This window comes from Agriterribacter sp., from assembly GCF_035445465.1.
Classification (GTDB): domain Bacteria; phylum Bacteroidota; class Bacteroidia; order Chitinophagales; family Chitinophagaceae; genus Agriterribacter.
This window is the reverse complement of the sequence record NZ_DAOMQT010000001.1, coordinates 191,596-212,074: the sequence shown is the minus strand read 5'-3', so window position 1 is coordinate 212,074 and position 20,479 is coordinate 191,596. Positions and strand designations below refer to the sequence as shown.

18 protein-coding genes and 1 CRISPR repeat array are annotated in these 20,479 nt (G+C 43.2%); of the genes, 10 read left to right on the top strand and 8 right to left on the bottom strand.

Going from position 1 to position 20,479, the window contains the following annotated elements; genetic code table 11:
• Positions 1-257: 257 nt before the first annotated feature.
• Entirely contained in the window at positions 258-653 is a 396-nt protein-coding gene (locus PLE34_RS00830; protein ID WP_324553108.1) for a response regulator, read from the bottom strand.
• A gap of 30 nt (positions 654-683) precedes the next feature.
• Positions 684-2,336: a PAS domain-containing sensor histidine kinase gene (locus tag PLE34_RS00825; RefSeq protein ID WP_324553105.1), complete on the bottom strand. Its 1,653-nt coding sequence runs from the start codon at positions 2,334-2,336 to the stop codon at positions 684-686.
• Between the two features lie 164 nt (positions 2,337-2,500).
• Here PLE34_RS00825 and PLE34_RS00820 point away from each other — a divergent pair, with 164 nt between their 5' ends.
• The 9 genes from PLE34_RS00820 (at position 2,501) to PLE34_RS00780 (ending at position 11,367) form a co-directional block, all read left to right on the top strand.
• Positions 2,501-2,980, top strand: coding sequence for a four-helix bundle copper-binding protein (locus PLE34_RS00820; RefSeq protein WP_324553102.1), 480 nt, complete (start codon positions 2,501-2,503; stop codon positions 2,978-2,980).
• Between the two features lie 121 nt (positions 2,981-3,101).
• A complete protein-coding gene (locus PLE34_RS00815; RefSeq protein ID WP_324553100.1) occupies positions 3,102-3,614 on the top strand; it encodes a hypothetical protein in 513 nt (170 codons plus the stop codon).
• 238 nt (positions 3,615-3,852) lie between these two features.
• Positions 3,853-7,074, top strand: a complete 3,222-nt coding sequence (locus tag PLE34_RS00810; protein WP_324553098.1) for a sigma 54-interacting transcriptional regulator — start codon at positions 3,853-3,855, stop codon at positions 7,072-7,074.
• A gap of 295 nt (positions 7,075-7,369) precedes the next feature.
• Positions 7,370-8,359: an alpha/beta hydrolase gene (locus PLE34_RS00805; protein WP_324553097.1), complete on the top strand. Its 990-nt coding sequence runs from the start codon at positions 7,370-7,372 to the stop codon at positions 8,357-8,359.
• Positions 8,360-8,455: 96 nt separating this feature from the next.
• Positions 8,456-9,217, top strand: coding sequence for an SDR family oxidoreductase (locus PLE34_RS00800; RefSeq protein ID WP_324553095.1), 762 nt, complete (start codon positions 8,456-8,458; stop codon positions 9,215-9,217).
• Positions 9,218-9,429: 212 nt separating this feature from the next.
• A complete protein-coding gene (locus PLE34_RS00795; protein ID WP_324553093.1) occupies positions 9,430-9,615 on the top strand; it encodes a hypothetical protein in 186 nt (61 codons plus the stop codon).
• A gap of 56 nt (positions 9,616-9,671) precedes the next feature.
• On the top strand, positions 9,672-10,448 hold the full coding sequence (locus PLE34_RS00790) for an alpha/beta hydrolase (protein WP_324553092.1): 777 nt from the start codon (positions 9,672-9,674) through the stop codon (positions 10,446-10,448).
• A 63-nt stretch (positions 10,449-10,511) separates the two neighbouring features.
• The gene (locus PLE34_RS00785) at positions 10,512-10,859 is read left to right on the top strand and encodes a YciI family protein (RefSeq protein ID WP_324553090.1); all 348 of its coding nucleotides are present in this window, start codon (positions 10,512-10,514) and stop codon (positions 10,857-10,859) included.
• 331 nt (positions 10,860-11,190) lie between these two features.
• Positions 11,191-11,367 carry a DsbA family protein gene (locus PLE34_RS00780; protein WP_324553088.1) on the top strand — a complete coding sequence of 59 codons (177 nt, stop codon included), beginning with the start codon at positions 11,191-11,193 and terminating at the stop codon, positions 11,365-11,367.
• A gap of 44 nt (positions 11,368-11,411) precedes the next feature.
• Here PLE34_RS00780 and PLE34_RS00775 read toward each other — a convergent pair whose 3' ends face one another.
• From PLE34_RS00775 to PLE34_RS00760, 4 genes are all read right to left on the bottom strand, one after another.
• Positions 11,412-12,023 carry a peptidylprolyl isomerase gene (locus PLE34_RS00775; protein WP_324553085.1) on the bottom strand — a complete coding sequence of 204 codons (612 nt, stop codon included), beginning with the start codon at positions 12,021-12,023 and terminating at the stop codon, positions 11,412-11,414.
• 183 nt (positions 12,024-12,206) lie between these two features.
• Positions 12,207-13,286, bottom strand: coding sequence for a glycoside hydrolase family protein (locus tag PLE34_RS00770; protein ID WP_324553084.1), 1,080 nt, complete (start codon positions 13,284-13,286; stop codon positions 12,207-12,209).
• Between the two features lie 3 nt (positions 13,287-13,289).
• A complete protein-coding gene (locus PLE34_RS00765; protein WP_324553082.1) occupies positions 13,290-16,049 on the bottom strand; it encodes an alpha-L-rhamnosidase in 2,760 nt (919 codons plus the stop codon).
• A 263-nt stretch (positions 16,050-16,312) separates the two neighbouring features.
• Entirely contained in the window at positions 16,313-16,702 is a 390-nt protein-coding gene (locus PLE34_RS00760; protein ID WP_324553080.1) for a VOC family protein, read from the bottom strand.
• Between the two features lie 423 nt (positions 16,703-17,125).
• Positions 17,126-18,020: a CRISPR direct-repeat array (repeat unit 47 nt; unit sequence GTTGTGAATTGCTTTCAAATTATTATGTAGCTTAGTTCTTATACAAC).
• Between the two features lie 157 nt (positions 18,021-18,177).
• On the opposite strand from PLE34_RS00760, the gene PLE34_RS00755 reads away from it, so the two are divergent.
• The gene (locus PLE34_RS00755; RefSeq protein WP_324553078.1) at positions 18,178-18,780 is read left to right on the top strand and encodes a hypothetical protein; all 603 of its coding nucleotides are present in this window, start codon (positions 18,178-18,180) and stop codon (positions 18,778-18,780) included.
• Positions 18,781-18,874: 94 nt separating this feature from the next.
• Here PLE34_RS00755 and cas2 read toward each other — a convergent pair whose 3' ends face one another.
• A complete protein-coding gene (gene cas2, locus PLE34_RS00750) occupies positions 18,875-19,210 on the bottom strand; it encodes a CRISPR-associated endonuclease Cas2 (RefSeq protein ID WP_324553076.1) in 336 nt (111 codons plus the stop codon).
• An 88-nt stretch (positions 19,211-19,298) separates the two neighbouring features.
• Entirely contained in the window at positions 19,299-20,195 is an 897-nt protein-coding gene (cas1, locus tag PLE34_RS00745) for a type II CRISPR-associated endonuclease Cas1 (RefSeq protein ID WP_324553074.1), read from the bottom strand.
• Positions 20,196-20,479 lie beyond the last annotated feature (284 nt).

Genomic DNA, 20,479 nt, shown 5'->3' with positions numbered 1-20,479 from the left:
CAACACAACAAAGATGGTAAGAAGATTGCATTTGGATAGAGGCTGTATATGACAATTTAAAGGGCTGTTTGCGACACGGCCAAAAAATTTTAATCAGCCTTCGCATCAGAAAAACCGGATGGGGTATATACCGAGGTCGAGCAGAGAACCTTACGGGCAATGTTTCCCGGCCCGATGATTCCCCATTTAACAGGCTCCATATACAATTATTTTCAACCCTGTGCCTGATTACACAGTATTAAGCTGCTAATAAAAGCTTAAAAATCATACCGGAATTTTGTATCATCCAGCGTCTTTTTTTCTAAATAAGTTTTAACCATTTTAAGGAGATGTTTTATATCGAAAGGCTTTTCAATAAAATCATCGGCGCCGGCTTCTACAGATAATATGCCAATACCAGGATTGGCCGAGATCATGATAACCGGAATATGAGCAGTAGTTGCCTGGCTTTTAAGGTGATGACAGATATCAATGCCATCAATGCCTGATAACCGTTTGTCGAGTAAAAAAAGATCCGGAATGGTGTATTTATCGCCGAGCACATCTTCGCCGTTGGATATTATTTCAACTATATAGCCTGCTGATTCCAGGATAATCTTAAAGATATCCTGGATGCCCGGGTCGTCATCAGCAACCAGTATCCTTTTTATCATACATAGTTTATATCAAATAATATACCGGTACTAACAGGCAGGTATGCTTTGTGCCTGCCGTGATTTTGGAATGGGTAAGGAAACATAAAATGTAGAGCCTTTTCCCTTTTCAGAAACTACCCATATTTTACCATTTTGACGGCGAACAATTTCCGAAGCAATATAAAGTCCGAGCCCCAGTCCGGAAAAAGTATTAATAACGGGTTCCGCCACCCTGAAAAAGCGTTCAAATATCAGGTTCAGATGTTCTTTTTCGATGCCTACGCCAAAATCCTGAACAGATATTAAAACATTTTTCTTTTTTATTGCGGTTCTTACAATTATTTCACTGGCTTTGGGAGAATATTTAATGGCGTTGTTAAGCAGGTTACTTAACACCTGTCCTGTACGGTAGCGATCGCCCTCCATCAGAACGGAATGATCTAATCCGGTTTTGATCACATGTTGATGCGTGGTTCTTTGCAGCTCCTCTGTTAATTCTGTAATCAGTTCATTGAGGTCGTAGCTTTCTTCCCTGAACTTTAGCTGGTTACCTTCAATACGGTTAAAATCCAGTAAGTCTACAATAAGCGTAGTAAGCCGGTCAACCTGCATGTTCATCTTACCAACCAATTCAGCCGATCTTGTATCGCCGCTTTTTTTGAACAATTCTTCGAGGATCTGTGAATAGGCTTTAATGCTGGTAACGGGTGTTTTTAATTCATGGCTGGCTACACCGATAAAATCATCTTTCTGCTTTTCCAGTATTTTTCTTTCTGTTATATCCCTGTAATTGGCGATAATGCCATTGATCTTATCATTGTTCAAAAAACTCCGGAAAATAGCATCAATGGTTCGGTAGTTGCCGTTTTTATGCCGGAGGCGGAATTCCCCGTATACATTTTCGTCCGGGTTAGAAGCAGCCTTTTTTAATAGATCCAGTTTATGTTCCCTGTCGTCCGGGTGCACGATCATATCCAGTTTAATATTTCGTCCTACCCGCTCATCCGGTTTATAACCCAATACCGGCTCAATTGCCGGGCTTTCATACAAAACAGTGCCGTCTTCGGTAAAAACAGTAATAATATCTGAAGAATTTTGCACCAGCAGCCTGAAGCGTTCTTCATTTTCCATTAATTTTTCTTCCATTTCCTTGCGTGCAGTAATATCCTGTATGGTCAGGATAATCATGGAATCCTGCGCGTTTTTGAGCATGAGTTTAAACGCGCTTACCAGCAGGGTCTTACACCCCACGCCGCTGAAATTTCGGGTAATCTCCAACCCGCTGAAACTGGTATTTTTAGTTTGCAGCAGTTTTAATTTCCGGTGTAGTTCAGGTATATCCCATTTCCCTTCGCTTAATTCATGCAGGCATAAGCCTTCTGTTTCACCCGGCGTTAATTTAAATGCGTGGTAAAAACTTTTATTAGCATTTTTTATTTTTAAACCGGCTGTCATCATCAGCATCGGATCATTCAAACTTTCTATGATCAGTTTTGGGTAGTCTCCCGGTTCTTTCAATCTTTTATTTAGTTCTCTGTTAACCGCTTTACGCTTTTTATGAGTTGTTAATAATTCTTTTTTGAATGTTTTTTGAGCAGAAACAAGGGATGGTTTGGAAGCCTGTTTTGTTAGTACATGCACTGCTTTTTTTATTTTACCCGATACGGGTTTTATTTGTTTGCCAGCTTTATCTTTTTTCACAGCAGTTAAGATTTGCTTTCCCGGAATGCTTTTTTGGTCATAATCCCTTTCAGCTTGTTCAAGCGAAACACAAGTTACAGAAATATGTACTACCACGGCAGTAAACTGATAACCGGATGAAAAGAGGAGGTTGACCGGGAACCGCAATCCCATCCGGATGCGCCATGGCCGGTAAAAAAAGGGGAGTATGGTTAAGCCTGTATAAAAATTCTCTTTTCCTTGCTTTTGCTGTTTTGAAGAATGGATGCGGAGTATCCTTTGCGCTTATGGATAGAACGGGTAAGCCCGTAAGCGCCAGCCCTGAGGAGGGTTTTTTTATTCGCATTGATCTGCCCGGTCCTTCAGCCGGTGCAGGCCGTGGATATGACTGGGTGCAGATAGAAAAAATCGAGAAGGCGCAAGAGCTGCCATATGCAACCGCTCATACACTTATAAGAAGGACCAAAGAGCTTCAGGGAAATGAATGCGCGCATGTTTGCAACCAATGTATATCTTCCTGCCTGCAGGAAGAAGAGGTGTCGATGCTAACCCGTTGTATAAGCCTCGATATGGACTGTGCGGAAATTTGTATTGTTGCCGGGAGGAAATTATGCTCCTCCTTTTGTGGAAAATATTTCCCATTGTTTTTGTATTCACCCCCATAAACAGAACATTGTGCCTGCTGCAACCCGGTAAAACTCCGCTGTCAGGTACCGCTTCCATATAGAAAAGGAAAAGATTTGCAGTGCGGATTCATTTTTGAATATATTATTATAAATGATCAGTATGCCGCACCACAACATATTATTTCTTAAACAAAGGATTTATGAAATAGGCAGCGCTTTGCTTTACTGCCTCAACACCGGAACGCTTCGTATTCCGGCAACCATAATCAACGTGCTGAGCGTAGACAATTACGGAAATTTATATACACTGATCCAGCGTCCGGAGTATGACCTCACGGAAGCCGAAATGCAATTTCCCGTATTACTGAAACTCTATAAAAAAGGAAAACCTTTTTTCATGGAAATTCAGGGGCTGGCAGTTCTGTTAAATGATGGCGAGCTTTTTAACCAATTAATGCACCAGATGGGAAATGAATGTACCAGAAGAATGGAGAACATCATCATTGTGAAATTAAAAATGGAAACCATTTATTATTATGAATGGAAACAACCGTCGCCCGGCAACGGTATAAAAGGGCTTATCGCTCAATTTTTTCAATGGATACGGCGTGCCAGCTCCATATCTTTCTCCCTGAATTTAAATACGCTTGCCCTGCAACAGCGAATCGGATAATAGCAAGAACTGTTTATTTGTGAAACCGGCCGCAACCGTTTCGTAACATTCAACAGAAATACAAATACAATTATTGATTATCAAAGAATTAATATAATTCAGTAGGATAGTATACCCCATATCCACGCCCGTGGCTGTTTTTGCAAAATTTGATCTACCTTTAAGCCTATCGCTTTTTACCCTGTAAATATCCATTCCGCCTAAGCTGTGTGGCACCGCTCACTGCAAAACGCATTCCATGAAAAATGCAACAATAAAAGAACATAGAAAGAGTCAAAACCTCGCGGGGAAAAATGGGCAAAGCCATACCCTTCAGCAACAGTTGGCACTCTACCAAAAAGAAAAAGATATTTTACTAACCTTAAGCAACGACATTACCCGGGTTCGGGAAAAGGATGACCTTATAAAAGTTTTCTCGTCAAGGCTTAAAAAGTATTTCTATTTTACACACACGGTCATTTCGCTGATTGACAAACAAAACGGAACGTATTTTCCATTCCTGATTGACAGGGAATCTATGCAAATTAAACACCGCAGCGAGCTTCCTTCCTTACTTAAAATGCAATTCGTTATTAATGACCCGTTTCTTAGCCAGGTTACAGAGCCGGAAGTGTCGGCGTCCTTTCTGTTAGATGATATCATAAACGAACCGGGTATCCCGGCATTTTTAAAGGTCAATTATGAATGTGGAATAAAGAAAGCGATGATCGTTAAATTAAAAAGTAAAATGGAAACGATCGGGCATGTATTAATGTATTCAGACAAAACTGATAGTTTCCCGGACGACTTTAAAAATGTGCTGGAAGGAATCGCGCCTCATTTATCCAATGCCGTTGCTAATATTATAGTCAATGAGGAAATAGCGGAGAAAGATAAAGACAAGACATTTCTTATTGAGTTCAGTCATGATATAGCATCAGCCAGGACTAAGGATGAGTTAAGCCGGGCAATTCATCAATCGCTGAAAAAGCTGGGACAGATCAGGGCATATTTTATACGCACCATAAATGATGATGGCATTACCCTGAGCCCCTTTATGCATGATGAGGATATTCATTACAAGGATGCCCCTGAGTTTAAAAAATTGCTGAATACTAAGATCAACAAAAACGAGGGACTTAGCGGCAGAGTGCTGAGTGGGAACGAGCCGCAACTGATAGATTTTGAAGAAGAGGTCAAACAGGGAAATACCGATCATTATATAGCATTCTGGAAAGGCCTGGGAGCGCAAAAAGCAGCATTCCAAAAAATGGTAGGCGTTCCGCTCCGTGCAGGCAACACGGACCTGGGGATTTTATGGGTGATAACGGATCAAATAAACCTGAGCCTGCTGAAAGGAATAAGCGACCAGGTAGCCGTGGCCATTTCCAATACCAGGTCTAACGAGGAAATTACAGAAAGAGAGAAAGAAAAATCAATTTTACTTTCTTTATCCAAAGAAATAGCGGCGTTGATGAGCAGGGATGACTTACAAAAGGTAGTAAACAAACAATTCAAGCGTTTGTTCTCTATTGAAGATTTTGGCTTTTTACAGATAAATGAAGATCATACTTACAGCACATTCATGCTGGACCTTGGAAATCATATAAAAACCAAAGCAGGCTATACAGAAGTGAGTTCAGCGAGGTACCCTGTTAATGACCCCGTGTTCAGCCAGATGATGAACTCAGAAGATCCGGTAATATTCGAAATAAACAAGCTTGTGGAAATACCTGACGCGCCGGCGTATGTTTTTTTCTGGAAAAAGCTTGGACTTCGAAGAGTGTTAGGATCGGCGCTGCGTGTGGGCGGAAAAAATATCGGTTGTGCTTTCCTGCATATAGATGCTAATAAAACACAAAACATAAAGATCAATTTGCTAAAAGCCGTTTGTGCTCAGATATCGGTAGCTGTTTCCAATATTCTTGCAAATGAGCAGATCAGTAGAAAACACCAGGAACAAACATTTCTCCTGGATTTCAGTAATGATATAGCGCAGGTAAGAACGAAGCCTGAATTGCAGGCGGCTATTTTCAAAGTGCTGGATAAAACCATGCATGCTCAACTGGCAATGATCCGGGTTATTGAAGATGATAACGTTAACCTGTACCCGTTCATGTACGATAGTTCATTGTTTCAAAAATCAAAAGCGAAGTTTGATGAACTGGTGACGCAGCGGATAACCATCCATGAGCCTTACACGGCTCATGTACTGGCAAGCAGCGATGGCGTAGTATTTAATGTGGAGGAAGAATTAAAAAGCGGGAATGCTTATGCCAGGTTATGGAAAACCGCGGGATTAAAAAAAATGTATGGTTTCCCGCTCAGGGTAGGAAATAAAAACCTGGGTACGATTTGGTTGCTGGCGAAGCGGTTGAGCAAATTATTGCTGAAGGGTATTTGTGCACAGATATCCGTTGCTGTTGCCAATATACAGGCCAATGAAAAACTGCTGGCTTATAAAAAGCAATTGGAAGTAGAAAATGATTACCTGAAAGAGCAGATTCAAACCATCTATAATTTTTCCGATATTATTGGTGATGGCCCTGAAATGCAAAAAGTATATCATTTAATGTCTCTTGTGGCCGAATCTAATTCCACTGTATTGTTATTGGGAGAAACCGGTACAGGTAAAGAGCTAATTGCACGTGCTATTCATAATGCATCTCCCAGGAAAAACAAAATAATGGTAAAGGTGAATTGCGCGGCACTGCCCGCAAACCTGATTGAAAGTGAATTGTTCGGACACGAAAAGGGATCCTTCACCGGTGCCATTGAAAAACGGATCGGCAAATTTGAGTTGGCCAACAACAGTACATTGTTTTTAGACGAAATTGGCGAAATGCCGCTTGAAACACAGGTTAAATTATTACGTGTTTTGCAGGAACGTGAGCTGGAGCGTGTGGGCGGAAAAACGACAATAAAGGTTGACGTTAGAATCATTGCCGCTACCAACCGGAATTTGGAGCATGAAGTAAAATCCGGTCGTTTCAGATCCGACCTTTATTACCGGCTCAATGTATTTCCTATTACATTACCACCTTTAAGAGAACGTTCCGAAGATATTACCCCACTGGCTAATTTTTTTCTTGAACGGTACAGTAAGAATTCAGGGAAAAAAGTAATAGCCATATCTCCAAAGTGCATCGGGGAATTAAAGCGCTATACCTGGCCCGGTAATGTGAGAGAACTGGAACATTTAATTGAGAGAAGCATTCTTTTAACGCAGGGAAATGTTTTAACAGAAATACAATTGCCTAAAAGAGTGAATGAGGAAGGAGCCGATAAATCAGATGTTTCGAACAAAACCCTTCAGCAGCTTGAACGCACATATATCATTGAAGTATTGAAAAGGTGCAGTGGAAAAATTGCAGGCAGTGGCGGAGCCGCTGCAGCGTTGGAAATGCCTTCTACCACACTGCATTCAAAAATAAAAAAGCTCGGCATTTCCAAAGCAGATTATTACCAGAAAGCGGATTAAGCATACTGCTTCTTCTTATTACTGTATTCCTCCTGCTGCAGCCCTGCCGGCACAGCAGTTTATGTTTATCCCCGGTTTGCATTTACCATATCACTTTCGATTCAGCGATGTAAAGTTAACGTTCCACGCAATTCCCCGATATATAGCGCCTCTGTTCGCCAAATGGCGAAATAAAGTGGGTTGAAACATCGTACGCTTCATGTAAGTATCTCAGAATTAATTGATTGCCTATCTGGCACGCCGGTTGTTTTTAGCATCGCCAATCAATAAAAAATAAAACATAAACATTTTAACTATGACACAACCTTACAAGATTGTAAAAGCAGAGAATGATCCACGTATTCTTATACAGGTACGAAAATTTCTGCAAGCGCTTAATTCGGGAAAGGGTAAGCCCATTGAACAGCTTAGTCCCGCTGACGCACGAAAAGTATTAATAAATGCGCAAAATTCAGTAACGGTAGATTACTCCGGTATTGAAGAATCGGAAAGAACAATAATGCAGGACGGCGAACAGGTGAACGTGCATGTTGTAAAACCTATTGGCGCCCAACCGGGCGCGCCGGCCTTCATCTATATTCATGGAGGGGGATGGGTACTGGGAGATTATCAAACCCATAAAAGATTGATAAGAGACCTGGTAGTGGAAAGCGGCGCTGTAGCGATTTTCCCCGATTATACGCCATCACCCGAAGCCTATTATCCGGTAGCCATTTATCAAATCTACGCTACGCTTAAATGGTTGGAGGAGCATGGCAGCGAAATAGGCGTTGATGGTAGCAACCTCGCGGTTGTTGGTAACAGTGTAGGCGGCAACATGGCAGCATCGGTGGCATTGATGGCTAAAGAAAAAAATGGGCCGGCTATAAAGCTCCAGGTATTACTATGGCCGGTAACCGATGCCAATTTTGAAACCGGCTCATACAAAGAATTGGGTGAAGGAAGATTTCTTACAAGGAATATGATGATGTGGTTTTGGGATAATTATTTGCCTGATAAAGAAGCGCGCAGGGAAATATACGCATCTCCGCTGAACGCTACTTTAGATCAGTTGAAAGGCCTTCCTCCTGCCTTAATACAAACTGCAGAGAATGATGTGCTGCGGGATGAAGGTGAGGCCTATGCCCGGAAATTAGATGAAGCCGGGGTTAAAGTAACCTTAACCAGGTACGGCGGATTGATCCACGATTATGGTTTGTTAAACCCGTTGGCTGAAATCCCGGCGGTTAAAACAGCGCTGTTGCAGGCAGCCGCTGTTATGAAGAATGCACTGAAGCACGAATGATCCCGGCAGCAAATAACAAAGTCAACTTGCCTTTTGATAAAAAGATTTTATTAATCACACAAATATTTAAGTATAACAATTTAAAAAACAAAAATCATGAAAATTGTAGTAATTGGCGGAACCGGCCTTATTGGTTCAAATCTTGTAAACAGGCTTCTCCGGCATGATCACACCGTGATAGCCGCATCTCCTGCATCGGGTGTTAACACCATTACCGGTGAAGGACTGAATGAAGCGCTGAAAAATGCAGCTATTGTTGTTGATGTTTCCAATTCTCCCTCATTTGAAGACAAAGCGGTCCTGGATTTTTTTCAAAGGTCTACCATGAACCTGCTTACTGCGGAAGCTTATGCCGGAGTGAAGCATCATGTTGCTATGTCGGTGGTGGGTGCTGAGCGTCTTCCCGAAAGTGGTTACCTCCGTGCAAAAATTGCACAGGAAGAACTGATCAAAGAGTCCGGGATTCCCTACAGCATTTTGCGTTCTACTCAGTTTTTTGAATTTGCAGGCAGGATAGCACAGGCAGGCACAACCGGTGAAGAAGTGCATATTTCGCCGGCCGAATTTCAACCCATAGCATCAGACGAAGTGGTGTCGGCCCTGGCAGATATCGTGCTCGGAGCGCCTTTAAATGCCACCGTTGAGGTAGCCGGGCCGGTGCGTATGCCGATGGTTGAGTTCATCCGCTACTATCTGAATGCAACAGAAGATTCCCGCCGGTTGATCAGTGATGGGCATGCGCTTTATTTTGGCGCCGAATTGAATGACAGATCCTTAGTTCCGGGTGGTAATCCCCGACTTGGAAGAATAAAATATGAAGATTGGTTCAGGGCCCAGTTAGCTACAGCGCAATCCTGATAACTTTCACTACAGCATTTGATCACTGCCTTTCGTAACGGAGATGACGGGTGTCAGCTCGTTGAGGCGGCTGTAAGGGACGTGCACTTTCCACCCGTTCGTGCACGGGACAAACCCACGTCGGCGCGGTGTCCCCGCGAAAACCGGCCAGCTACACAACGAGGCGGCCGGCAGCAGATGCGCTTATTTTCTAATCATAAAAATGGTTTAACATGGGTACCATCTTTTCATCTAAAAAAACAGATCCCGGCAATGAACGGGCCATATCAGAAGGCATTCAGGAAAGCATATACCCATTCTACCACGAAGTAAATATAACCGATGGAGGGGAATTCCTGGATGATGCCATACGAATGAAAGACCAACCCTTAGGCGAAACAAAGGATAGGGAAAACTGACGACACTTTGCAGACGCCTGTAAGAAACAATATTATTAAAATCAAAAACAAATTTTATGTTTACAATTAAACAACTCACATCAGTTGCGTTAATTGCTGCAGCTAACGTTTTTCCGCTGTCGCAAAATGCAAACGCACAAACCCATTCAAAAGGAGTAAAAAATATTGTATTGGTTCACGGCGCTTTCGCCGATGGTTCCAGTTGGACAAAGGTTATTCCTTTACTTCAGGCAAAAGGACTAAACGTAATTGCCGTGCAAAATCCGCTCACTTCGTTCGCCGATGATGTTGCTGCTACCAAGCGGGCCATCGCTCAAATGGACGGACCGGTACTGCTGGTTGGACACTCGTATGGCGGAATGGTGATTTCCGAAGCAGGAAAAGATCCAAAGGTGGCCGGGTTGCTCTACGTTGCTGCATTGGTTCCTGAAGAAGGACAGAACGTTAACGATGTTAATGCTGCGATGCCGCCAACAGCAGTGGGGCCGGAATTTCAGCTTAGCCCCGATGGTTTTTTATCCCTGTCGCCAAAAGGGATCAACGAGTTTTTTGCGCAGGATGTATCACCCGAAGAAAGAAAGGTAATATTTGCTACCCAGGTTACATGGGCTGCATCGGCCACCCAGGAAAAAGTATATAGTCCTGCCTGGCAAACAAAACCTTCATGGTATATCGTAGCGGCAAAAGATGGGATGATTAATCCTGACCTGGAGCGGTATAAGGCCGGGCTGATAAAAGCAACAACGCTTGAGCTTGCATCCAGCCATGTTCCTATGGTATCCCAGCCAGGTAAAGTAGCGGATTTCATGATTGAGGCAGCCGGGAAATTATAATATACCCGATGCGCAAGAACTTACCGACAGTATATTTTTTTAAACAAATAAAATCTAAACAAAATGAACGAGTTTTTATTAGCGATCCACAGGGATCTTACAAGCAAAAATCCGAGTCCTTCGCCGGAGCAAATGAAAGCAGCATTAAAACCTTATCAAGACTGGATAGCGGGCATTGCGTCCAGCGGCAAGCTGGTTGCTCCGCCAAAGCGATGGGATGTTGACGGAAGAGTAATTGCAGGAGATAGTAAAGTACAGCAGGGGCCTTACGCAGAAAAAAAAGAGTCTATCGGCGGGTTATTTCTGATAAAAGCAAAAGATTACGATGAAGCTGCGGAGATTGCGAAGGGATGCCCGATTATTCAATATGGAGCCATTGTTGAAGTACGTATGGCAATTCCTGCAGCATAGGGTTTGGGGTTATTGAATGCCTTTGGCGTAACAAAGGCATTCTTGTTATTCTAACAGTGCTGATAAAGAAATCAAATAAATAGTAATCAAAAAATAAAGTACAGGTTAACAACAGGAATCACTGCGCCGGATTTTGAGCTGTATGCTTCCCCTTATCAAAAATTCATCCTCTTGCCTTACCTGCAGCCGTTGCAACAGAGGCCGCTGCCCTGCAGGATAAATTTTGGGAAATGCACGACATCATTTTTGAAAAACAGCAAACGCTGGAGGCAGAAAGTTTTTTCTATTTGCTACAACCATCGGACTTGACCAGGAACGCTTTAAAAGTGATATGCAAAGAAAAGATCTGGCGGAGAAGGTTCAGCGCGATTTTGAAAGCGGACTCAGAAGCGGGGTAAACCGGACTCCATCTTTCTTTGTCAATGGAAAAAAATATAATGGTGGTTGGGAAGAAGATGAACTGCTTCAGTACCTGGAAAGCAAGTTGGCGGAGATCTCCGTTTTTTAGAAGTAAATGTAAATGTACAGGTGTATAGGGATACTTTCAACCCCTTATCTCCCGTTTGCGCGCAGCACGGTTATTTCTTTCTTCACCTGGTCGTCGTAGGTTTTTTTAACAATATAGTGCCATTGCCGCTCGGGAACGTCAACGAAAAAGATATCATCTTTTTTATGTTTTTGTACAGCGTCCTGGAATTCTTTGGGCATCATTTCTTCGCCGAAGAACCAGCCGGTGTCGCCATGCGTGGTGTTGCCATCCATGGTGTACTGGTCGGAAAGCTGATCGAATGATGTGCCTTCAGATGCTTTTTGTAAAATAACTTTTTTAAGACTGTCTACCTCTGCGTTGGATAAGGATGAGCCGTCTAAGAAGATATAGTTGGCGCGGTAAGTCACTTCTTCCGTTCCGTCAAGCACCAGGTAAGTAACATAGCCAACGGAAAAAACATCGCCTTTTTTTTGCCGCAGCAGCCGCTTGTCTATAAGCGTTGTGTCTTTTCCCAGTGTGAGGTGAAGCAGGGTAGGTTTGAGCGGCTGGTTGGCGTCAATGAATTTCTGCGCTTCCTGGAGTGTTTTGATCTTTTCAAACTGTTCCCTGACGGTTAACTGTGCAAACATTGGCGTGGCAAAGAGCAGGCATATCCATACAAGAGCAGCTTTCATATTTCTATTTTTAGTTGGGTATTTCAAAAAATGCTTTTAATAAAAATTGCTGAACACACCTGATGAAGATACTATTTTTATAGTATTATCATTGGGTGCAAACTGTTATAAATTCTCCCAAAAATACGGCGCAGCCTTGAACCGGTGGTCTGCAGGAGCTTAAAAGATCCTTAAAAATTATAATTATGGTTTGACATTCATATCTTTTGATGTTGCCAAAGCGATCACTCTCCCGTTTTCACCTACTGCGTTATAAAAATGATATACTACGCCTTCCCATTGTATTACCCAGGGCTTATGCGCATATTGCTGATCGTAAGGTTCGGATGGCGCTACCAGGCTGGGTCCATTCCATTCTGTCCAGTTCAGCAGGTTGTATGAACACGCGAAGCGGTCAAAAGCGGAGGGGTTGCCATCCTGCCAGTTATGCCCAAAATAAAACATCACGTACAGGTCATTCATCTTTACAATTTGCGCGTCGCCACAAATACCCCTTCCTTTTGTAATTACCGGGTCATGGCCTTTGCGTTCCCAATGCTCCATGTCATTGGAAACTGCCACGGCAATGCTTTCAAAACTATGTCCCTTAGCATCTGTACTGTCGCCTGCCGCATTATAATACATCACAAACGGGTAACCGCTTTTTTTATCTGCATCATGTATTACGGAACTTTTAAAGATGGTTTTATTATCGTACCATTTAGCCGATGAATCAATGGCCGACAATACCGGCTGCGGTAATCTTTCCAGCTCTTTTGCCTGCAGGTTATCTGTATACGCCATGCCCACACCCAAACGCCCTGCTTCATATCCCTTATCGGCGCCGCCTAAGTAAGATACCCAATATCTTTGGTTATATTTCATGGGCGCATAGCTTCCGCCCCAGGTAATATCTACCAGTGCCGGATACCCTGCCTTTTGACTGGCATCCCAGGTGTTTTCGGTAAAGGACATTATCTTTCCCTGCGTATCCCAGTGCAGCAGGTCATTGCTTTCGGCGATCCAGGTTTCGTAGCCGGTTCCGTCAAAAATAATATAGGTCATATACCATTTGCCATTCAAACGAAAAACGGTGGGACTGTCGGCCATTTTCGCAGCATCGGGCGCTGAAACAACGATGCCATATTTAAAAGGCGTTTTTACTGCTTCGTATACTTTTTGCATGGTTTCCTGTGAAACGGTTGAGGGCACAGGCGCTTTGCAGCTCCATATAACGATGCAGATGCAGAAAAGCGAAAAGCGCATACCCCTATTGTGGTTCATACATTAATGATTGATCGTAAATATATAGTTACCGGAAGCAATCGCAAAATGGATATTACCTGCTTTTTGCTGTATACGAGTGATCCATTTATTTTGGATAAGCGGTTGGTTATCTGCTGTTATGTTTTTTATATGAGAAACGGGTAAGATAACCGCTGCCGTTGTATTGGCGGGGATACTTACCGTTAATACGGTTTTGTTCCCTTCTTTTTTCCATGCGGTATGGATAATGCCGTTTGGCGTGGAATGCGAAGCGCTTACCGAATCCATACCATCTACCATTTGGGGAGCTATACGGATCCTGCGAAACCCGTGATCATCTTCCTGCTGGTTAATGCCACCCAATCCACTGTAAAGCCACTCCATTAAATGTCCCAGCATCATGTGATTATTGGATACAAGCCTCAGGGTGGGCCAGGATTCCGTTAGCGCGGTTGCGCCATGCTTTATCTGGTAGCCGTATCCCGGCACGTCGTTCCTGTTATTCATTTCATATAGCAGTTGGGAAGCGTTACCGTTTTCCAAAACCCGTACCAGGTAACGGTATCCCACATCACCCGCGGTTAATGCCTTATTACCGGCATGAATGGCTTTTACCAGGTTATTAAAAACCCTTTCGCGGTATTGTTCTTCTACCAGGCCTGTGAACAGGGGCATGGCATAAGCGGTTTGACTACCGGTGGCGTATACCTGCGTTTCCGGGTCAAAGAACTTATCGTTAAAGGCTTTTTTAATTTTTTCCGATAGCGCAGCATATAATTCCGCCTCTGCATCCTTTGCTAAAAGCGCGGCAGTTTTGCTTAGTATTACCGCATCGTAGTAGTATATGGCAGTTGCGGTTAGCGCAAGTGGCGTAAGCTGCGAGGGCCCGGGAGGTTCCGGACCAAGGTCGTACCAGTCGCCCAATCCGTACGATAAAATATGATCGTTCGCTTTGGTATTTAAATGGGATACATAGCGTTTCATCATATCATAGGCATTTATCAATGCTTTTTTATCGCCGTACCATAAATACATATACCAGGGAATGATCACGGCGGCGCTTCCCCATTCCGGGGAATCGCGGAAGCCGTCTTCAAACGGAACATATTCCGGCGCAATATCGGGAACAAGGCCGCCGGGCAGTTGCGCTTCTTTCATGTCGTGAATGATCTTCGTATATAAATGCCGGACATCGTATGCGTAACGCATGGAGGCACCCACAAGATGGGTTTGCTCCAGCCAGCCTAATTTTTCTCGATGAGGGCAATCGGTGGCCACACTTGCCATATTGCTTTTTATGGCCCAGTCAATGAGCTGGTAAATATTATTGAACAGGGAGTCGGAACAGTTAAAGCTTCCGGCCGAAGGGGAGCTGTTTCGGGTATGCAGCATCGTTATTTCCGGCATTTGCGGCGCAGGGGCAGTGCTGATGTATTCTACCAGCGTATAGCGTAAGCCGTAATACGTAAACCGGGGCTCCCATGTTTCTGTGCCGCTGCCTTTAAGGATATAGGTAAAGTAATAAGGTTTTCCCGACGCGGATTGTTCGGGCAGTCCGTTGTCGTTCAGCAATTCAGCAGGTGTAATACGAATGGTATCTCCTTTGTTGCCTTTTACTTTCAGGCGCACGATGCCGGAAGCATTCTGCCCGAAATCATAAACTGTTTTTCCTTTGGCTATCGCTGTTTGCGCCTTCACCGGAAAAGTGTCCATCACTTTTAAGGGGTAATCATACTGCGCCCTCATTTGCCCGCCCGGGCCCTTTGTGATCAATACTTTTTTCCAGCCGGCATCTGCAAAGCCGGGCATATCCCAGCCTGCCTGTTCTTTATTGGCGTCATAATCTTCTCCGCCGTAGATGCTTGTAAACAGTACAGGAGAGGGCGCTGTTTTCCAGCTTTCATCTGTAACAATTTCTCTTGAGCTGCCATCTGTAAACCGTACAATCAGTTTAGCGCGCAGCATAGGATATCCTTCTGCGCGAACCAGCTTCCTGTATCTTTCGCGATTGATGTAAAAAAATCCCGTGCCAACAATAGCGCCTATTGCATTTGGTCCCTGTTTCAGGCGGCTGGTAATATCATAGGTGTTGTACAGGCAGCGCTTTTCATAATTCGTCCATCCGGGCGACAGGAAGTCGTCACTTACTTTTCCCCCGTTGAGGTGCAGCTCATATTGTCCTAAACCCGAAACAAAAACGAAGGCTTCCTTAACCTGCTTTTCCAATATGAATTCTTTTCTGAAGCAGGGAACCACAGCGCGTTGTATGGCTTTATTGCCGAGTGCATCACCGTTGCCATGCACGCCGGGCATTACTTGCATGCTATCGGGTAAAATATCATATGCTATCCAGTTACTGGCATGCCATTCTTCCTGCTGCAGGATGCCGGTAGTAAAAGTGGCGGTTTCACTCCATGCAGATGCTTTGCCGGCACTGTTCCATACTCTTACTTTCCAGTAGTATCTGCGACCCGATTGCAATGACTTTCCCGCAAAGGCATTATTGTTATTATCAGCAGATGCGATGCGGCCGGAGTTCCAGGTGTCGGCGTTTTTTTCATTCAGCTTATCCGGGCTTGTGGCAACCAGTACCTGCCAGGCTAATTGTGTAAAGCCTCTTTCGGCTGAACTGATCCACCAGCCCAGTAAGGGCTTTGCACTTTCAATGCCGGAGGGATTAATTTTTTGTTCGCAACTCAGATGATCCGGCAAAAAACCGGCTTTTACTATCATCCCGCACATAAGCAGGCAAAGCAGCAGGAATGATTTTGTATGAAGCATAATTATGCAGTTTGCCTGAAAGATAGCAAATGGCACTTAATAATGGTGCTGTATGTATTCCTGTTTTTTGTTTTGGTGTTTACCTTTTTCCCGGCTCCCTGATGGATGTAATAAGGTTCAGGTACAACGCGGTGTTCAGCTCCATTCCGCAAAGCATTTATTGGGCCAGGTACAACCATTACTACCGTGGGATATGGCGATTATTCCGTTAGCCCCACTTGCACAAAACTGCATGTTGTGCATTCACCATTAGAATTTGATGCTTAGGGTACAAGCTCATACCATATCTCTATTTCATATCCATCCGGATCTTTAAAAAAAATGTAGGGTGAACCGGGAGCAAATTCTCCTTTGTGAACAATTTGCCCGCCTGCGTTCAATATCTTCTTTTCCATTACTGAAATATCTTCTGGTTTACGAAGCCTGAATCCGAAGTGCTTAATGCCACCAGATTCTCCATTGGCGTTTCCGTTTTTTTCAAACACAAGAATATCGTGAGAACCGGGTGTGGAAAGTTGAATAAAATCTGCTTCTTCATACATTATTTCCATGTCAAACACGGTTTGATAGAAATTCTTTGTTTTACTTAGGTCTTTGACTGCAACAGCAATATGTGTCAGTCCATAAGTGGGAGTTTTTCCTGTTGATGTCATATTATTGATTGCTATACAGACTTAATACTATGTTGGCATGAATATCGGGATGTAGTTCCAAAGTCAGATTGTTTGTATGTCGTTGTTCACCATTTAAATTTATTCTCTTTCTGTTTGTTCTCTGCGTGTCTGCTTAAAGATAGTTGTCGTTATAGCAAGACCGCTAATGCTGTTTCGCTGTGGCTAAATTAGGAAAAAAGCCAGTGTGGACAGCATTGGCGGTAGTGTTTTTTTTTGTTTTCGTCCTTTTGCTGTTTACGAAATACTGCTTTTGTCAGTTCATAAAAGAAAATTATTACACCTGATAATAGTAAAGTAATTCTAATGAATAGTATTGTTGTCTGGCTACAAATATAATTTGGGATAAGAGGTGTTTGTGTCATAATAGACAGCCGAAGCGGCGGTTACCGGTACTGTCTCTAAGTTGTGAATTGCTTTCAAATTATTATGTAGCTTAGTTCTTATACAACATGGATTCAAGTATCCCTCTGAAAAAGAGAGTTGTGAATTGCTTTCAAATTATTATGTAGCTTAGTTCTTATACAACATGGATTCAAGTATCCCTCTGAAAAAGAGAGTTGTGAATTGCTTTCAAATTATTATGTAGCTTAGTTCTTATACAACGTCATACGCTTTTAATGCCTTTTTTATTGAGTTGTGAATTGCTTTCAAATTATTATGTAGCTTAGTTCTTATACAACACGCAAAACATAGGTTCCTTCGCTCAGCCCGTTGTGAATTGCTTTCAAATTATTATGTAGCTTAGTTCTTATACAACCCCACGTGAAACGAATTCCCTGATAGCTCTGTTGTGAATTGCTTTCAAATTATTATGTAGCTTAGTTCTTATACAACTTCCGTCTGGTGCGTTGAAGGGCACAATCAGTTGTGAATTGCTTTCAAATTATTATGTAGCTTAGTTCTTATACAACGCACCTTTTGAAATAAGTGTGCGCCTCTTTGTTGTGAATTGCTTTCAAATTATTATGTAGCTTAGTTCTTATACAACCGCTTCTTTTTCAGACTTTATTGCATCGTCGTTGTGAATTGCTTTCAAATTATTATGTAGCTTAGTTCTTATACAACCGGTAACCTCCGGAACAGTCAGCAGGGTATAGTTGTGAATTGCTTTCAAATTATTATGTAGCTTAGTTCTTATACAACAGGGAAAGTGCAGCGAAAGACATTACAATAGTTGTGAATTGCTTTCAAATTATTATGTAGCTTAGTTCTTATACAACGATGCTTAACTGATCTTCATGCGCCGTGTCGTTGTGAATTGCTTTCAAATTATTATGTAGCTTAGTTCTTATACAACCACAAGTTGCCTAAGCGCTTGATTTTAATGTATTTGGACTAAGTTTTACAATGAAAAAATGGGGCTCCGGCTCCATTTTTTTGTTCCTGTTCTGCAAAAACAACCCGGAACTTTGCGGGTTTTTGGGTAATTTCCCATACTATTTTGTATTTGCTATATGCCTGATTACCACCTGCCGCTGCTGCCCGGCGAAGAATACCATGTGCTCAGCAGAGCCGTTGGAAATGAAAAATTGTTCCGGAATGGGAATAATTATGCTTTTTTTCTCACCCGTTATATTAAACATATTTCACCGGTCGCGGATACTTATTGCTATTGCCTGCTTCCCAATCATTTTCATTGTTTGGTTAAAATAAAGGAGGAAGCGCAACTGGAGCGTCACTTTCATGAAGTAAAATACAATAAGCGATTTTCGCCCGAATTGCTTCCCGGATTTGTAATGGAGCGGTTTTCCAATCTGCTCAACAGCTATGCCAAAGCCTATAATAAAATGTATAACCGGAAGGGGGCTCTGTTTATTGATTATTTACGGCGAAAACAAATTGAAAGTGATGAGCAATTTCGGGCCACGGTGCGGTATATTCATAACAACCCGGTGCATCATGGCTATTGCACCAACCTGAGCAGATGGAACTGGTCTTCTTATCCTGCTATGCGCTCAAATGAACCCACCTGGCTATTGCGACCTGAGCTGCTGGACTGGTTTGGAGGAATAAAAGGGTTTGAGGATTATCATAGCCGGCCTGGCCAAGACCTATAAGATTTGCCGCGCTGCTGCAACCGTGGGCTGCAAATCTTATAGGTCTGCCGCCCGGCTTCCCAGGGCCGCAAATCTTATAAATCTGGCGCTACCCTTAAAATAGCTCCAGTTGCTGCGCTATGGCAGGGGCTTCCGTTAATTCCTTGCCCCGGAATATCTCCATCATGCCAAACTGTTTATCGGTAACGCACATAATGCCTACATGTCCTTTGGCGGGGAGAAAGCTTTTCACCCTTTTAATATGCACATCGGCATTTTCCCTGCTGGCGCAGTGTCGCAGGTATATGCTGAACTGAAACATATTGAATCCATCCGCCATAATATCTTTGCGGAATTTGGCATAGATCTTCCTGTCCTTTTTGGTTTCGGTGGGAAGATCAAAGAATACAAGTACCCACATGATGCGATAGGCGTTTAAGCGATTGAACATATAAGCGCAATTGAGGTTCCGGATGCCAGCTTGGGCCAGATCTATAAGGTCTCCGGCGCAGCGCGGCTTCCCGGCAGACCTGATAGATCTAGCTCAGCTCCGGGTATAATATCTTCCTGCTCTTTCCTTCAAAGCATTTGGCTAAGCTGGCAGTTGTGCGCTGTACCGCATTCATCAGCGGACTCTTTTGTCCGTCTATCTGCACATCCATGGCAGGAATTTCAAGCAATGCCTTTTTCATATTAGGCGTCATCTCTAAGAATTTTCCATTGCCTCTTATGATCTGGCAAACGATCTTGTCTACAAAAGGGCGATATGGCTCCATAATATCATCTGCCAGGCAATAGGCATTATACTGGTTCCTGTGATGGATACCCAGCGTAGGCAATAATCCGCTTGAAGTTAAACCCCTTGCTACCAGCGCTCTCAGTATAGCATAACCGTAGTTGAGCAGGTTGTTGGGCGGTGGGCCATAGCGTTCGCGCCTGAACTGCAAAAAATCGGGGAAGATCCTTTTCCAGTAATAGGCTGCAGCCTGGGCTTCATGATTTTCGCTGTCACCGCTTTTTACATCTTTGGCGTAGGTGAGCAATAATTTGTATTCTTCCCTTTCATGCAACAACAGGGCTGCCTGGTTTTCTATTTTGCAGGTTACCGTTTGCTGCCATAATTGTTTTTTTAGGGGAACCGATGCCTCTACCTGCGCCTGAAATTTCTGGCTTTGCAGGCTATGTCCGTCTAAGTTAAACAACATACCCGTAGGGTGGTGCGTGTGGTCGCAGGTGATCACTGCCGTGTTGTTAGACAGTAATTTGGCCAGCAGGGACTGGGTAATAGTGATCTGCTGGTGATCTAATATCAGTAAGCCAATGTCCTCTATCGGCGCCGACCTGGTTTCGCCGCTGTCGTGCATCTCGATCACCAATTGCTCGTTATTGGTTTTGAGATAGGCAGGATTGCCGAAATAAAGCGTTCGTTTGATCATGGGAGCAGGGTTTATCGCAAATGGGTTGTTGTCGCTTTAAGTTTACCAGGAGGTTAGTTTGCAGCTTTCTAAAAGGGACTGCCGGAGCGTAAAATATTGCATTAGTAACTCACGGAATCCTAATTTATTACTTTTTTCTGTATTTATTTATTCTTTTCGTTCTTCAATATCCGTTTTATTAATTCATTTTGTTACATATCAGGATATGTTGTTCCAGGGGCAGGTTTGCTTTCGCATACGACCCGGCGGTCCATTCAAAGGTATCAAATGTTGTTAGAGTTGTT

Bases quoted from the DNA above. Each gene is read 5' to 3' on its own strand.
- PLE34_RS00830 (WP_324553108.1), bottom strand. From the start codon at position 653: ATGATAAAAAGGATACTGGTTGCTGATGACGACCCGGGCATCCAGGAT.
- PLE34_RS00795 (WP_324553093.1), top strand. From the start codon at position 9,430: ATGGGTACCATCTTTTCATCTAAAAAAACAGATCCCGGCAATGAACGG.
- PLE34_RS00770 (WP_324553084.1), bottom strand. From the start codon at position 13,286: ATGAACCACAATAGGGGTATGCGCTTTTCGCTTTTCTGCATCTGCATC.
- cas2 (WP_324553076.1), bottom strand. From the start codon at position 19,210: ATGTTCAATCGCTTAAACGCCTATCGCATCATGTGGGTACTTGTATTC.
- PLE34_RS00810 (WP_324553098.1), top strand. From the start codon at position 3,853: ATGAAAAATGCAACAATAAAAGAACATAGAAAGAGTCAAAACCTCGCG.
- cas1 (WP_324553074.1), bottom strand. From the start codon at position 20,195: ATGATCAAACGAACGCTTTATTTCGGCAATCCTGCCTATCTCAAAACC.
- PLE34_RS00765 (WP_324553082.1), bottom strand. From the start codon at position 16,049: ATGCTTCATACAAAATCATTCCTGCTGCTTTGCCTGCTTATGTGCGGG.
- PLE34_RS00780 (WP_324553088.1), top strand. From the start codon at position 11,191: ATGCAAAGAAAAGATCTGGCGGAGAAGGTTCAGCGCGATTTTGAAAGC.
- PLE34_RS00785 (WP_324553090.1), top strand. From the start codon at position 10,512: ATGAACGAGTTTTTATTAGCGATCCACAGGGATCTTACAAGCAAAAAT.
- PLE34_RS00800 (WP_324553095.1), top strand. From the start codon at position 8,456: ATGAAAATTGTAGTAATTGGCGGAACCGGCCTTATTGGTTCAAATCTT.
- PLE34_RS00790 (WP_324553092.1), top strand. From the start codon at position 9,672: ATGTTTACAATTAAACAACTCACATCAGTTGCGTTAATTGCTGCAGCT.
- PLE34_RS00775 (WP_324553085.1), bottom strand. From the start codon at position 12,023: ATGAAAGCTGCTCTTGTATGGATATGCCTGCTCTTTGCCACGCCAATG.
- PLE34_RS00820 (WP_324553102.1), top strand. From the start codon at position 2,501: ATGGCCGGTAAAAAAAGGGGAGTATGGTTAAGCCTGTATAAAAATTCT.
- PLE34_RS00815 (WP_324553100.1), top strand. From the start codon at position 3,102: ATGCCGCACCACAACATATTATTTCTTAAACAAAGGATTTATGAAATA.
- PLE34_RS00755 (WP_324553078.1), top strand. From the start codon at position 18,178: ATGCCTGATTACCACCTGCCGCTGCTGCCCGGCGAAGAATACCATGTG.
- PLE34_RS00760 (WP_324553080.1), bottom strand. From the start codon at position 16,702: ATGACATCAACAGGAAAAACTCCCACTTATGGACTGACACATATTGCT.
- PLE34_RS00805 (WP_324553097.1), top strand. From the start codon at position 7,370: ATGACACAACCTTACAAGATTGTAAAAGCAGAGAATGATCCACGTATT.